The sequence below is a fragment of the Meiothermus cerbereus DSM 11376 genome (assembly GCF_000620065.1).
In the GTDB taxonomy this organism is placed as follows: Bacteria; Deinococcota; Deinococci; order Deinococcales; family Thermaceae; genus Meiothermus; species Meiothermus cerbereus.
Genome location: NZ_JHVI01000001.1, coordinates 192,308 through 206,368, shown reverse-complemented (window position 1 = coordinate 206,368; position 14,061 = coordinate 192,308). Strand labels below are relative to the sequence as shown.

The following is a 14,061-nucleotide window of genomic DNA, read 5'->3' as shown; positions in this document are numbered from 1 at the left end:
ATCTATATCTATTGCGGTTCTGTTTGTTTTTGCCGTCCCTGACAAAAAGCGTGGCGGGGCAAGCCTCATAGCGGGTATTTTTGCGCTATGGCCGCATAAGAACCAGTATCGAGAAGGCCTCGTACCAGGCACCCACCAGCAGGAAGAAAGCCCCCAGGTAAACCATGAGCCCCAAAGCCCGCAACCCAGCCCGGTAGCCTTCACCCCGCAGGGTTTTGAGCATCAGCACCAGCCCGCCAAAAGTGACCAGAATGTAGGCCTGGAGCTCTACCACGATGGTGGGCAGGTGCAGCAGGTAGTTGGCCAGAGGCAGGGCCACCGGGCTCAGGGCAAAGCCCAGCACAAAGTAGCGTAGGGCGTTGAACAGCAGGGCCGGAATACCCAGTAAAAGCCCCGGTACGGCAGTGGTCAGCAGGAGGCCGTTGGTGAAGTTCCAGTAAAAAATCACCACAGCAAGACCCAGGACACCCCCAGCCAGGGCGCTACCCAGACCGATTTGCTCGAGGGCCCCGCCCACCAGCTCCTGCATCAAGCGCACCAGCTGGGGGTTGGCATAAGCCACCAGCCCACCCAGGGCGAACAAGCCGTAAAGGCCAAGGTTGGTGCCGAGATACACACCCCGGTACTGGCGCACCAAGGCCCAGCCTTCGGCCCACCAGCGGGCCACAGGACCACTGCTGCGTAAGGCCACCAGCCAACCCAGCGATAAAGCCACAAAAAGCATCCAGGTCACAGGGCTTTTGAGCCAGCCCGGCAGAAGCCCCCCCTCTGGGGCAAACCCAATTCGGGTCACCTCACCATCCCGGATAGTTACCCGCACCTCGCCGCCGCGTCCGGACACGGTAGCGGGGAATTTAACAACCGTTCCCCTTGGGGTGGATTCTTCCAGGGGATCGTCCAGATTAACCGACAGCCCTGGGGGAACGGGGGGAAAGGCCATGCTGCGCTCGAGCAGCCGGACGGCCTCCTCGGTGGGCTTGCCGAGGGCTTGCATGGGGTCTACCTGGTATTTCCCGGCCTGCCAGTCCTGTACGGCCTGACGGGCGAGCTCTGCGCTGGACTGGGCCAGCCCCAGTCCCAGTAAAAGCCAGGCTGCAAAGAGCCAACTTCCCGCCTGGCGCAACCGGGTTTGTAAGGAAACAGTGCGTAACATATGCCCTAGCCTACCAAGTCTGCCTAGACTTCCTGTAAGGGCTCTCCCCGTTGGCACAACGGGCAGGCTTCGGGGGCATAGGTTGGAAAATCGAGCTGCACCAGCGAGCGGTAGGGCACGCTAAACTCGGCCCGGCCTGCACTTCGGTCTACGATAGCCCCCACCGCAACACACTGGGCTCCTCTGGCCTCGGCAGCCCGAATAGCCTGCTGTACCGAGCTGCCGGTGGTGACCACATCCTCTACGGCCAGGAAGCGTTCACCGGGGTGGATGGTAAGCCCCTCACGTACCCACATGCTTCCCTGGCCGTTCTTCTCGGCGAAGAGCGCCCGCACACCCAGGGCCTTGGCCGTTACGAAGGCGAGGATGACGCCCCCCATGGCGGGGCCAATTACAAAATTGAGCTCGAGCGTCTCGAATAGCTCGCCTAGGGCCTGTCCCACGGCCTCAGCATACAAGGGGTGCTGGAGCAGGGTGGTGGATTGCAGGAACCTGGGGGAGTGCCTGCCCGAGCGCAGTAAAAAATGACCCTCCAGCAAGGCCCCGGTCTCTTTGTAGAGGTTAAGAACATCCACAACCCCTATGCTACCCGACTGGCTTACACTGTGGGCATGAATGCCAGCCTCACCAGAGCCAGCCTGTACCTGCCGGGCGAAGAAGCCCCACAAAGCCGCCCCCTTGCTGAAATGCCCCTGCTGATACTGGTGGGCCTGACCGGGGTGGGCAAGACCAGCCTGCTAAAGCGCCTAAACTACCCCACCCTGCCCGACCGGCGCGAGCTGGTAGACCGCTATGTGTTTCCCCTGTACGGCTATGCCCAACCACCGCTAGACCGCAGTGAGCGCTTTGCCCTCACCCGGCGCTTTCGCCAGGAACACCCCGGCGGAGTAGCGGAAATCCTGCTCAATGGCCGCGCTATGCCCACCTGGCCCTTGTTGTTCGATGGTTTGCGGGGTGAGGAGGAAGTCGGTTTTGCTCTAAAGCGGCTTCCCCAGAGCTACTTCATCGTGCTGGAGGCCCGCGACCTGACCCGCCTTTCGCGCCTGCTGGGGCGAGGGGATGCCTTCGATAAGGTGCGGGTAGACAAAGGCGACCTGGCAACCTTGCGCCAACTGGCCCAGGGGGTTTTGAGCGAGGCAGAGCTCGAGGAGGCCCTGAGCTGGCAGGTTCCCCTGCAAGAACTTGCCGCTAAACTCAAAATTGTGGCCGAAGAGCGCAAAAACTACAATCCTGATGGAACCCGTAAGGTGCTGCTGGGTTCGCCACGGGCCTTATTTCTGGACACCGAAGCCCTGAGCCTCGATGAAGAAGCGGCGGCCATTCGGGCCTTTGTGGAGCGAATTCATGCCTAAAATAAAGCGAATCAGCCCCCGCCCGTTCCGCCTGCCCCTAAAGGGGGCTTTGCGCTGGGGCAAAGCCTCGGAACTAGCAGCGCTGGAGCACGTTTTGCTCGAGGTCGAGCTTTCCGATGGGGCAGTTGGCCGCGCAGAGATTCCGCCCCGCCCTACCATTTACGGCGAAACCCTGGGTACGGTGCTGGCCGCGCTGAAATACCTATCCCCACAGCTTTTGGGCCTGGAGGTCGAGGACACCGAGGCCATCCAGAATATCCTGGACAACTTCCCCAACAACCTTACTGCCAAAGCGGGCCTAGACATCGCACTGTGGGAAGCCTGGGCCCATAGCGAAGGCCAGGGGCTGTGGCAGGTTTTTGAGCCGCACCACCCGCGGGTGCGGGTGAGCTATATCCTGGGCATCGCCGACGAGGCCCAGATGCTGGCCGACGCCCGTGCGGTCTACCAAGCCGGGGTACGGGTGTTGAAGGTGAAAGTAGGGCGCGACCTACAGGGCGACCTGGCGCGAATTGCCGCGCTGAAGGAACATTTTCCCGATGTCGAACTCTATGCCGATGCCAACGAGACCCTGTCTCCCGCGGAGGCCGAAATGTACTTGCGGAAGTGGGCCGAGGCCGGGCTGCTGTATGTGGAAGAACCCTTGCCGGTGGCCGAGGTGCTGGCCCGCAAAGGCCTGCGCAAGGCCGCCATCCTGCCCCTCATTGCCGATGACTCGGCCTTTACCCTGCGCGACCTGTGGCGCGAATTGCAGCTCGAGACCTTTGACATTTTGAACCTCAAGCCGGCCCGCACCGGCTACACCCAAAGCCTGGAGATGCTGGCCCTGAACCGCTCGGAAGGCAAAAAGGCTATGGTGGGGTCGCAGGCTTTGTCCAGCTTTGGGGCTTACCACAGCGCCCTGATGGCTTTTCAGGAAGGGGTCAGTGAACCTTGTGAGCTGGCCTTTCACCTCAAGGCGGAGGGGGGGTTTTGCAACTTTCCAGCCCTGCGGGAGGGCTGGCTATACTGGGAAGACCTGACCCAGTGTCGCTTCGATCCCGATGCCTTTGAGCTATATGAACTGAGCCAGCGGTAGAACCCTATGACCTCCATTCCCGAGCGCATCCTCCGGGTGTTGCGGGTAATCTGCCCCATCCTGAACGATGCTCAGGTGGAATGGGCAGTGATGTGAACCCCGCCTGAACCGTTCCGTTAGGGATTGTTGGAGCACCATCGTTTTTCAGGCTGTTGCTGCGCGCGCTTCAGGCGGGGGCCCCAGAAAAAGAACAAATCAGAGACATTTCTTATCATTCATACCGCATATGATAAAAGCCTGTGGGCGAGCTTGAGCTACAGCGATTCCTCGAAGCTGCGTAACTTCAGTTGACTGCTGGCCCTGACGGCAAGTTCAATAGCCTTGGGCTTTCGGCCCCATCAAAAAAGCTCGAGCGCGTAGGTTACAACAGCGCTGGTCTGTCTAAAACCCAGGCGTTTGTAAAGGGCCTGGGCCGCCTTTTCGTGGTCGTGGGCGCGCACCTGCAAGCTCTGGATTTGCGGATTGCCGAAGGCCCACTCGGCAGCGGTACCCAGCAATGCACGCCCCAGGCCCCTGCCCCTGGCCTCCGGCACCACCCCAATGTAGGCGATTTCGGCCCGGGTATCGTCTAGCTCGAGCTCGGCCAGACCCACCGGCTCCCCGGTTTTGTTGGTATAGGCCATAAAAAGCTCCACATCGGAGCCAATAAAGTGCTGCCGCAGTTCCTCGTCGGTCCAGTGCAGGCGCAGGCTCCAGCCATCCTCGGCGCGGCTGTAAAGGTCGCGGTAAACCTGAGGGTCGCAGGGTTCGGCCCGCTCAACCCTGTAGCCGGCGGGAACAGGGTAGCTCAGATCGGTACGGCCAATGGTGTAAAAGTAAGTGGTGTGCTCGGCAGAAAAGCCCAGCTGCTCCAGCAGCGCTCGAGCCTGGCGGTTGCTGGCCTCGGGGAAGGCATAAAGGGTCGGAAAGCCTTCCTGGCGTGCTTTTTTGATAAGGTGCTCTAAAAGCGCCTTGCCATCGCCGGCGCGGATGATAGGACCCTCGAGCGCTGCCCCATCCCAGAAGGGCACCAAAGCGCCGTACCCCTGCACCCGACCCTCCTCCAGCCAGACCCAGGCTTTTTCGTCCTCGCCGGCCAGAACCTCCCACCACAACCCTTCGGGGGTACGCGCCTCGGGCGCCAGCGTGCGGCGCTCTGGGGCCTCATCCATCCAGCAAAACAACTCGGCGAGCTGCGAAAGGTGGGTTTGCGCTACGGGCCGGTTCATAGAACCATCCTTTGGGAGAGCCTCCGGGGCCTTAGAGTTTACGCCTTGCCGAGAGCCCCTGGTGATAACGGCGTGGCGGTTTTGGGAAACCACCTCTTGAATAACCGTATTGTACAACGCCTCTCTCTGTTAGAATCTAATGAAATGTAATGGGCAGCCATACGACCTTTGTTATCAACCCAGCAGCCGGGCGTGGGCGGGTGGGCCAGATGTTGGGGCGCCTCGAGGCCGCCATACGCCAGTACGCCCAATCCTCCGACATAGAGATCGCTATCACCGAGTTTCCCGGGCACGCCATCCAGATAGCCCAGAAGGCCCCTGCCAGCAGCCGGGTGGTGGCCGTGGGGGGCGACGGAACTGTGCACGAGGTGCTGCGGGGAATCGCCGGATCGGACAAGGCCATTGGGGTTATACCTATCGGTAGTGGCAACGACTTTGCCCGCATGGTGGGCCTGCATAAGCTGCCCCTCGAGGCCGCTCTACGCACCGCTCTGCAGGCAACCATCCGCAGGGTGGATCTGGGCCTGGTGAACAACCAGCCGTACGGGGCCAGCCTGGGCATCGGCTTTGATGCAGCGGTGGCCCGCAAGGCCCTCTCGGCCCCCACCTTTTTGCGGGGGATGCCCCGCTACTTGTACTCGATGTTTGGCGTACTCAAGGAACTCGAGCTACCCACCCTCGAGCTCATCCAGAACAACCAGACCCTCTACCAGGGCCCTAGCCTGCTGGTGGCCCTGATGAATGGCTCGACCTATGGTGGGGGTATCCCCATCGTGCCAGACGCCGTACCTACCGATGGTCTTATTTCCGTAGCGGTGGCGGGAGCGTTTAGCCGGTTGGGGGTGGTGGGGATTTTACCCCGGCTGATTATGGGCAAGCATGTGCACCACCCCCGGCTGCGCTTCTTTCGCGGGGCCGAGTTTGTGGTTCGCTTCGACCGGCCGGTTCCAGCTCATTCCGACGGGGAATTGCTCGAGCCCAGCCAGGAGTATCGGGTGCGGATGATTCCCGGAGGGCTCCAGGTTATCGCTGGGTCGGCGTAATGCGTAGCGGGATGTGACCAATAACCATGCACACCTCTATTCGGCTTGCTACATTAGAGGGGGTGCTTTGAGTCTCAAGGGAAAGGATTGGAACAGGTGAACGAGGTTGGCTGGAAACTATTTGCACCGCTCTCGATTGAAGGAGCCACGCTCCTAATTGAGCACCAGGATTTGCCCTCTGGTATGGCTGTGCGCCTGGGAGGGGCGGGGGGTGTGGTACTCAAACCCCAGGAAGCCCAGGAGCTATTGCTCAACCTGCTTACCGGCGAATCCTGGGTGAGCAGCCGTCTGGTGTGGGCAGCCCCCCGCCTGCACATTGGGCAAAAAGGCTACAACTTAAACGAACGTGCCAAACTGGCCCTGATCGAAGCCTTGCAGTCGCTTTTGGTTGAGTCCCAGGGCGTGGCGGTAAACCCCATGCCCAAGGAAACCTGGCAACGCTCCTTGCTAGAGATTACCCAGCGCCGATTTGCCAGTGTAGAGGAAGCCCTGCCCAAGCTGGGCGAGATGCTGGTTTCGCTGGGCTTCAAGGGAATCTGTTTGTGGCTGCGCGACAGCAACGCACCTCACCTGAAGCTGGTTGGACAGTACCCCGAAGCCTCTCCCCCGGACGACCTTCAGCCTGAACGCTACCCGGTCTATTTTCAGGTGCTCGAGCGCAACCTGCTGATCGCTGCCGATGATGCGCGCCAGGACGCCCGTATGACCGAGCTGCGCGACATCCTGATGAGCCGCGGCCTGGGGGCCGTTTTGCAGGTGGTGTTCCATGCGGAGGGGGGCCTGCGGGGTGTGATGTGGATCGAAAGCCTCCAGCCCCGAAAATGGAGCAACGCCGACGAGACCTTGGCCCTGGCCCTGGCCCAGGTTATCGAGCGTATCCTGCGCCCGCTCAAAGACGACATCAAAATCCAGACCCCCGAGCGCAAGTCGCTGGCGGTTAAGCGCAGCGAGTTCGAACTCAATTTAGCCCAGGCCCTCTCGATGGCCCAGCGCTACGAGCGCTCACTGGCCCTGATGCGCATTCAGGTTGAGGGCATGAACAAAGCCCAGATCGAACGGGCTGCCCGCGAAATTGCCTATACCCTGCGTCAGAGCGACTCCCTGGCGTACCTGGGTGAGCAGGGTTTTGCCCTCTTGCTCTCCGAGGTGCGCTGGACAGCCGGGGCCAGCCGGGTGGCCCACCGCTTGCTGGCCCGCTTGCGGGCTGCGCTATCGGGTCTAAAGGTGGGTATTGGTATTGCCATGTACCCCCAGGATGCCACCACCCTGGAGGGGCTCTGGAACCAGGCTGAACAAGCCTGCCAGATGGCCCTCCAGGCTGGTGGTGGTATTCGCCTCCTGACCCCCGGTGCAACCGAACTACAGGAGGCCATCTCACAAGACGGCCTAACCCTGCACTTTCAGCCGGTGTTCAACCTGAACGACCTCGAGCTGGTTGCAGTGGAGGCCCTGGCCCGCTGGCCCCGGCCCAAAGGGCTGCACCGGGCGGGTGAGTTTTTGCCCCTGGCTGAGCAGGTAGGTCTCATGAGCGCCCAGGATTGCTGGGCCCTGGACAAAGTGCTCGAGCAGGCCGCCCTCTGGAGGCCCTCTGGCGTCAACGCCCGTTTTAGCCTCAATGTTTCAACCGAAACCCTGGTTGATCCGAACTTCCCCAATGTGTTGCAGGAGATGCTCTCGGCCAGGCGCCTGCCGGCCGATATTCTCATTATCGAGGTGCGCGAAGAAGCCATCTTGAGTGACCTCGATACCACCGGTCGTAGCCTCGAGATCCTCAAGCACCTGGGCGTTTTGATTGCCCTCGATAACTTTGGCACCAACCCCCTCCCGCTTACCCAGCTCAAGCGCCTTCCCATCGACTGGATAAAACTAAACCCGCTCCTTTCGGTCTCGGAAAACGCCACACTGGCAAAGGCCGCCATCGACATGGTGCACGCGGTGGGCACCAAGGCCGTGGCCAAAGGTTTGGAGGAACAGTCTCAGCTTACCCGTATGAAGGAACTGGGCGCCGACTTCGGACAGGGGCACATCCTGGGCTGGCCTGTCCCCGCCGAAGACCTGGGGGCCCTGCTGGTCTGGGGTATTGGCTCATAAGGCTCTGCTACCATTAGCTGTATGACCGAAGGCGCAGTACTTTTTTTGCGGCTGCTGCTGTGGCTGCTCCCCGGTATCCTGGCTTTTTTGGCGGTGCGGGGTTTGCTGGCTGGCCGTACCCGTGTGGGGCTGGGCTTGATTATTGCCGGTGTGCTGGCGGCATTCCTGATCAAACCCATCCCGGTAGGCCTGGCCTTTTTCCTGATTGGCGGGCTGGCCGCACTGGGTGGGGGGCGGAACCCCCGCTATGCCCGCGAACTGCACGAGCGCATCGAAGAGTGGCGAAAATAGCCCCGGTGGACTGTTTGCGATGACCACCATTTGCAACAAGCGCTTTATGCCTGTTGTGGTTCCGGCGTGTACCAGGGCACAGCGCTTTTGAAACCACGGTTTTTTGTGAACCAGTTTTGCTGGGGTTGATGTAAAAAGCACGGGGCGCTTTAAACCCCGTGCTTCTGGATTGGCGGGCGCGGCAGGATTCGAACCCACGACCTACTGATCCGTAGTCAGTCGCTCTATCCAACTGAGCTACGCGCCCTTGTGGCATTGGTGAATACCACCAAATGCGTCCTGTAGGTTAACATAGCTGCTGCAGGCTGTCAACAAAATTTGGCTTTGCGCTAAACCCGCAAAGGCTCAAAGTGCGGCCAGAACAGCGCTTGAAGGTTCTACCTGATCAAGCAGAGGGCCTCGACCAAACCTGGGGCATGGGGCAGCCTTGGGCGATAGCTGACCAGGGCACGAAAAAGCGGCTCCCAAACTTGGGAGCCGCCACCTGACTGAAAGCAGATTAACCTCTAGCCGCTTCCAGGCTTCCGTACCGCGTCCACCAGGGCTTGGCGCCCTTGGCCAGCACCTGGTTGAGCATCTGGATATTCTTCACCCCCTGATCGGCCAGCCACGCCTCGAGGGCCTCGAGCCCTTGTTTGGCATAGACCGGGATGCCGTCCTGCCAGGTGGCCCGCCCGCACAGCACCCCGCTGAAGGGCACCCCGGCTTCGGCGGCCATCTCCAGCGACTCACGGAAGACCGCATCGCTGACCCCCGCCGAGAGATAGATGAAGGGCTTTCCGGCTGCGCTGGCGGTGTCTTTGAGGAACTGCAGGGCCTGGGCGCGGGTGTAGGCTTCTTCGCCTTTGAAGCCCAGCGTGCCGCTGGTGTAGGCGATGTTGAAGGGCAGCTCGACCTTGAGCACGTCCACCCCATAGCGGTCTTTGGAGAACTCTTCCATGTACTTGGCTACGTAGCGGGGCTTTACCTTGGCGAACTCGAGGCCCTCGCCCAGTTGGTCGTTGTAGGCAATGGGCTCGAGGAAAAAAGGCATCTCCAGCGCAGCGCACTCGGCCCCCACCCGCTCGATGAAGACGTGCTTGATGGTGTTGATTTTGGGGTCGTCTTCGGGGTTGTAGTAGAGCAAAATCTTTACTGCATCACCACCGGCTTCCTGGATGCGCCGCACGCTCAGGTCAGGCAGCAGGTCAGGTAGACGGCCCACGGTGCTGGTGTCGTAGCCCGATTTTTCGTAGGCCAGCAAAACCCCGGTGCGGGGGGCTTTGTGCTTCAGGGCGGGCAGGCCATACTCGGTATCGATCAGAATGGCCGAAGCATAGGGGGTGAGGATTTTGACCACTGCTGTTTTGAACTCGGTCAGCTCGGCATCGCTTACGTCTGCACCCCGGGCTTTGGCAATGGCCTTGCGTAAGGAACCCCGCTGATCCATTGCAGCCGCCGCAATCACCCCGTGGTCGTCGGCACAGGCCTGTATCCGTTCAAACTTACCTTTGCTTAGTCCCATAGTCTTCTCCGCCTTCAAGTCTACCCCAGGAACTGTATGCAGACTTATTTTTCTCTGGGGCCCCGCCTGAAGCGTGGGTGGCAACAGCTCGAAAATCCAGGGTGCTCTGACAATCCCTAGCGAAACGATTCAGGCGGGGTTCATATTACAACCTGTCCTGGTCCAGGATAAACTGCTACCGGAGCTGGGGCCAGCCATCTCTTTGGAGGAAGCATGTTGATTGTTGCCGGAGAAGCCCTGATAGACATGACCCCCGCTGTCCTGAATGGCAGTACGGCCTATGTGCCGCATCCTGGTGGCTCACCCTACAACGTGGCCATAGGTGCGGGCCGCCTGGGCACGCCCACTGCTTTTCTGGGGCGGATTTCGCGCGATGGCTTCGGACAGCTGCTCAAAAGCCACCTGGCCGCCAGCAAGGTGAGCTTGGCGTATGTGAAGGAAGGCGACCAGCTTACCACCCTGGCCCTGGTAACCCCTTCTGAGTCGGGCGAATTTTTCTCGTTTTACTGCGAAAATACTGCCGACCGCTTGCTATACCCTGAAGACCTGCCCCCTGTCCTACCCGCCAGCGCGGCCCTGCACTTTGGCTCGTATTCATTGGTGCTGGAGCCAGGGGCCTCGACCCTCGAGCTCCTGATGCGACGCGAGGCCCGCCGTCGGCTGATCTCGCTCGACCCCAACGTGCGCCCCTTTCTGATTCCAAACCGGGATGTCTATATCGAACGCCTGATGGGCTGGCTCGAGCAGGCTGATTTGGTCAAGGTCAGCCAGGCCGATCTGCAGTGGCTGTATCCGGGCGAGAACCCGGAAACCATCGCTCAGGAGTGGAAACAGCAAGGCCCCCTGCTGGTCATCGTAACCCAGGGCGGCCAGGGGGCTTTTGCCGTGACCAGCCGGGGCATCGCTAATGTCCAGGCTCCTCGGGTCAGCGTCGTGGACACCGTGGGTGCGGGCGATGCTTTCATGTCGGGCCTCCTGAGCTGGTTGTGGCAGCGGGGCTACTGGTCCAGAGCCGCCCTGGGGTCGCTCGAGCGCGAGCAAATTACAGACCTGCTAAACTTTGCCGCTAAAGTAGCAGCCATCACCTGTACCCGGGCCGGGGCCAACCCACCCTGGCAGGAAGAGCTGTCCCAGATGCCTGGATAAACCGTGGCTGCCGGATGCGCTTTGTTGCGGTCCTGGCTGACAAAAACAGCAAAAACCGTTCTAGAGGCGGTATTGCTCCTCGCTGACCTGCTCGAGCCACTCGGTGCTCACCCCATCCACCGCGGCCTGGATGGCCAGGTGGGTCATGGCGTGGGTGGGGCTGGCCCCGTGCCAGTGCTTTTCGCCTGGGGCAAAGTAGATGGTGTCGCCCGCTTTCATCTCGCGCACTGGCTCACCCCAGCGCTGGAACCAGCCGATACCTGCCTCCAGGTGCAAAACCTGCCCCTGGGGGTGGGTGTGCCAGGCCGTGCGGGCCCCAGGCGCAAACATGACCCGCAGCACATGCAGGTGCATGGGCGCAGGTGTAACCACCAGTTCGTTCAGGTACACCGTGCCGGTAAACCATTCGGGCTTGCCCAGGCGGGTCGGGGCCTGGGGTACAAAGGTTTTCCAGGGGTTTTCCATAGCTCAATTTACCGCCAAACTCCCAAACCGATGGCCTTGGCGGAATCGCCACGAAGTCCGTTCTGTCGCACTTCTCATACCAGATTCGGTTAGTTCGTCACCGAACGGTGACGAACTAACCCGACCGAAGGGAGTGCTCTAGGATTCAAAAAGATAGCCTCTTAGCGCTTTTTGTTTGAAGATTATCTTTTTGAATCCGGTATCACAGGCGTGGTCCCCCATCCGGGAGGCAACTGTGCTGTGCAGGATAAAGCAATCAGGTTGTGAGCGGCTCAATAATTGTGAAGAGCGCTCTAGAAAGCCCGCTCGTACTGCACCGGCCAGACTCGAGCGCCCAGAGCCTGGCCCGCCCGGTAGGGCCAGTAGGGGTCCCGCAGCAGAACCCGGCCCAGCAGAACCAGGTCGGCCTGGTTTTCCTGAAGAATGGCCTCGGCTTGTAAGGGCTCGGTAATGAGGCCCACCGCGCCTGTGGATAAACCTGTGGACAAGCGCACCTGGGCGGCAAAGGGCACCTGGTAGCCAGGGCCCACAGGGATTTTCACCCCGGCCACCGCCCCACCCGAAGAGCAGTCCAGCAAATCCACGCCGCGCTTATGCAATTCCCCGGCAAAAACCACCGTGTCGGTGATGTCCCAGCCCCCTTCTGCCCAGTCGCTGGCCGAGACCCGTACCAGCAAGGGCAGCTCGGCGGGCCAGACCGCGCGCACGGCTTCCACCACTTCCAAAGGGAAGCGCATGCGCTTCTCCCGGCTACCCCCGTAGTGGTCGGTGCGCTGGTTGGTGAGGGGCGAGAGGAAAGAATGCAGCAGATACCCGTGGGCCATGTGCAGCTCGAGTACCTCGAAACCAGCCTTCAGGGCCCGTTTTGCGGCTTGCTGGAAGGCCTGACGTACCTGCTCGAGTCCGGCTTCATCCAGCGCCTGGGGCACCGGCCAGCCCTCCTGAAAGGCGAGGGGGCTGGGGGCTACCGGTGTCCAGCGGTGGAGGGGCTTGCCGCCCTGCCAGGGGCTGGCGGTTCCGGCCTTGCGTCCGGCATGGGCAATTTGGATACCCGGCACGGCGCCCGCGTTTTTGATGCGCCGGGTTAGCTCTTGTAGGCCACCGATGTGCTCATCCGACCAGATGCCCAGGTCGTCCGGGCTGATCACCCCCCGAGCCTCCACGGCGGTCGCCTCGACGATTATTAGCCCCACACCGCCAATGGCCCGGGTGGGGTAGTGCAGCAAGTGCCAGTCGGTAACGTGTCCGGCCTGGGCCGAATACTGGCACATGGGCGACATGGCGATGCGGTTTTTCAGGGTTACGGAACGCAGTTTTAGGGGGCTAAAGAGCAGGCTCATAGCGGGGATTCTACGCCCTGGGGCAGCCCGATTTGTGGACTTTGATACATAACGCTTTTTCTTCACCAGGTGGGTGTTACGATAGACAGGGGCCAAAGGAAAAAGTTATACTAAGTACAAGAAGTTTTGTTTTGCGAGGAGGTGATGTGAAGCCAATAGCTAAAAGCCAATAGCCGCTAGCTGAGCATGCACGCTACAGGCTATGGGTTATACGCTATGGGCTATCCGCTTATGCCCATCGATTTCACCCTGACCGACGAACAAAAAGAACTGCAAAAACTGGCCCGTCGCTTTGCCAAAGAGCAGATTGCGCCAATTGCCGCTCTGTACGACGCCAAAGAGGAAGTGCCCTGGGGTGTGGTGGAAAAGCTCTACGAGGTGGGCCTGCTCAACGCCATCATTCCGGAGGAATATGGCGGCTTGGGATTGGGGATGCTGGAAGAGGTGATTATCGGTGAGGAGTTGGCCTGGGGCTGTATGGGCATCTACACCATCCCCATGGCCTCCGATCTGGGCATCACCCCCATCCTGCTGGCCGGAACCCATGAGCAGAAGCAGCGCTTTTTCAAAAAGCTCACCGAGAAACCCGCCCTGGCTGCTTTTGCCCTCTCCGAACCGGGCAACGGCTCGGACGCCGCTGCATTGCGTACCCGGGCTGTGCGTGATGGCGACCACTATGTTCTGAACGGCACCAAGACCTGGATTTCCAACGGCGGCGAGGCCGAAACGGTGGTGGTTTTTGCCACCATCGCTCCGGAGCTGCGCCACAAGGGCGTGGTGGCTCTGGTGGTGGAGAAGGGCACCCCCGGTTTTAGCGCCAACAAACTGCACGGCAAGATGGGCCAGCGGGCCAGCGGCACCTACGAGCTGGTTTTTGAAGACTGCCGGGTTCCTGCCGAGAACCTGCTGGGCCAAGAGGGCGACGGCTTCAAGATTGCCATGCAAACCCTGGACAAGACCCGCATCCCGGTGGCGGCAGGCAGTGTGGGGGTGGCCCGGCGGGCCCTCGAGGAGGCCACCCGTTACGCCAAGGAGCGCGAGGCTTTTGGCAAGCCCATTGCCGAGTTCCAGGCCATCCAGTTCAAACTGGCCGAGATGCTGATGGGCCTCGAGACCGCCCGCACCTACACCTACTACGCCGCCTGGCTGGTAGACACCCACCAGCCCCATTCCCACGCCGCCGCCATCGCCAAAGCCTACGCTTCGGAGATGGCCTTTGAGGCCGCCAACCAGGCCATTCAGATTCATGGCGGGTTTGGCTACATGCACGAATACCCGGTAGAGAAGCTCTTGCGCGACGTAAAACTGAACCAGATTTACGAGGGAACCAACGAGATTCAGCGGCTGGTTATCGCGCGGCACATACTGAGCCAATAGCGGATAGCCGATA

The 14,061-nt window shown here is 60.8% G+C and carries 13 protein-coding genes and 1 tRNA gene; 7 read left to right on the top strand and 7 right to left on the bottom strand.

The window, feature by feature from the left end:
• Nucleotides 1-85 precede the first annotated feature (85 nt).
• Both Q355_RS0101050 and pyrE read right to left on the bottom strand, forming a co-directional pair.
• Complete coding sequence (locus tag Q355_RS0101050) at nt 86-1,153, bottom strand: stage II sporulation protein M (protein ID WP_036258378.1); 1,068 nt, start codon at nt 1,151-1,153, stop codon at nt 86-88.
• A 23-nt stretch (nt 1,154-1,176) separates the two neighbouring features.
• Nucleotides 1,177-1,728 carry an orotate phosphoribosyltransferase gene (gene pyrE, locus Q355_RS0101045; RefSeq protein ID WP_027876068.1) on the bottom strand — a complete coding sequence of 184 codons (552 nt, stop codon included), beginning with the start codon at nt 1,726-1,728 and terminating at the stop codon, nt 1,177-1,179.
• 36 nt (nt 1,729-1,764) lie between these two features.
• On the opposite strand from pyrE, the gene Q355_RS0101040 reads away from it, so the two are divergent.
• Together Q355_RS0101040 and Q355_RS0101035 are read left to right on the top strand one after the other, a co-directional pair.
• The gene (locus Q355_RS0101040; RefSeq protein WP_051529250.1) at nt 1,765-2,505 is read left to right on the top strand and encodes a DEAD/DEAH box helicase family protein; all 741 of its coding nucleotides are present in this window, start codon (nt 1,765-1,767) and stop codon (nt 2,503-2,505) included.
• Entirely contained in the window at nt 2,498-3,583 is a 1,086-nt protein-coding gene (locus tag Q355_RS0101035; protein WP_027876066.1) for an enolase C-terminal domain-like protein, read from the top strand. Before Q355_RS0101040 ends, Q355_RS0101035 begins: the two co-directional genes overlap by 8 nt.
• A 338-nt stretch (nt 3,584-3,921) precedes the next feature.
• Here Q355_RS0101035 and Q355_RS0101025 read toward each other — a convergent pair whose 3' ends face one another.
• Nucleotides 3,922-4,791, bottom strand: coding sequence for a GNAT family N-acetyltransferase (locus Q355_RS0101025; RefSeq protein ID WP_027876065.1), 870 nt, complete (start codon nt 4,789-4,791; stop codon nt 3,922-3,924).
• 149 nt (nt 4,792-4,940) lie between these two features.
• Here Q355_RS0101025 and Q355_RS0101020 point away from each other — a divergent pair, with 149 nt between their 5' ends.
• The 3 genes from Q355_RS0101020 (at nt 4,941) to Q355_RS0101010 (ending at nt 8,216) form a co-directional block, all read left to right on the top strand.
• On the top strand, nt 4,941-5,834 hold the full coding sequence (locus tag Q355_RS0101020; RefSeq protein WP_027876064.1) for a diacylglycerol/lipid kinase family protein: 894 nt from the start codon (nt 4,941-4,943) through the stop codon (nt 5,832-5,834).
• Nucleotides 5,835-5,930: 96 nt separating this feature from the next.
• A complete protein-coding gene (locus Q355_RS0101015) occupies nt 5,931-7,925 on the top strand; it encodes a GGDEF domain-containing phosphodiesterase (protein ID WP_027876063.1) in 1,995 nt (664 codons plus the stop codon).
• A gap of 21 nt (nt 7,926-7,946) precedes the next feature.
• Nucleotides 7,947-8,216, top strand: a complete 270-nt coding sequence (locus Q355_RS0101010; protein ID WP_027876062.1) for a hypothetical protein — start codon at nt 7,947-7,949, stop codon at nt 8,214-8,216.
• A gap of 170 nt (nt 8,217-8,386) precedes the next feature.
• On the opposite strand, the gene Q355_RS0101005 is transcribed toward Q355_RS0101010, so the two are convergent.
• A tRNA-Arg gene (locus Q355_RS0101005) sits at nt 8,387-8,463 on the bottom strand.
• A gap of 252 nt (nt 8,464-8,715) precedes the next feature.
• Nucleotides 8,716-9,720 carry a tagatose 1,6-diphosphate aldolase gene (locus tag Q355_RS0101000; RefSeq protein ID WP_027876061.1) on the bottom strand — a complete coding sequence of 335 codons (1,005 nt, stop codon included), beginning with the start codon at nt 9,718-9,720 and terminating at the stop codon, nt 8,716-8,718.
• Nucleotides 9,721-9,933: 213 nt separating this feature from the next.
• On the opposite strand from Q355_RS0101000, the gene Q355_RS0100995 reads away from it, so the two are divergent.
• Entirely contained in the window at nt 9,934-10,866 is a 933-nt protein-coding gene (locus Q355_RS0100995; protein WP_027876060.1) for a carbohydrate kinase family protein, read from the top strand.
• Between the two features lie 60 nt (nt 10,867-10,926).
• On the opposite strand, the gene Q355_RS0100990 is transcribed toward Q355_RS0100995, so the two are convergent.
• A complete protein-coding gene (locus Q355_RS0100990; RefSeq protein ID WP_027876059.1) occupies nt 10,927-11,331 on the bottom strand; it encodes a (R)-mandelonitrile lyase in 405 nt (134 codons plus the stop codon).
• A 293-nt stretch (nt 11,332-11,624) separates the two neighbouring features.
• On the bottom strand, nt 11,625-12,671 hold the full coding sequence (locus tag Q355_RS0100985) for an NADH:flavin oxidoreductase/NADH oxidase (RefSeq protein WP_027876058.1): 1,047 nt from the start codon (nt 12,669-12,671) through the stop codon (nt 11,625-11,627).
• Nucleotides 12,672-12,902: 231 nt separating this feature from the next.
• Here Q355_RS0100985 and Q355_RS0100980 point away from each other — a divergent pair, with 231 nt between their 5' ends.
• On the top strand, nt 12,903-14,048 hold the full coding sequence (locus tag Q355_RS0100980) for an acyl-CoA dehydrogenase family protein (RefSeq protein ID WP_027876057.1): 1,146 nt from the start codon (nt 12,903-12,905) through the stop codon (nt 14,046-14,048).
• Nucleotides 14,049-14,061 lie beyond the last annotated feature (13 nt).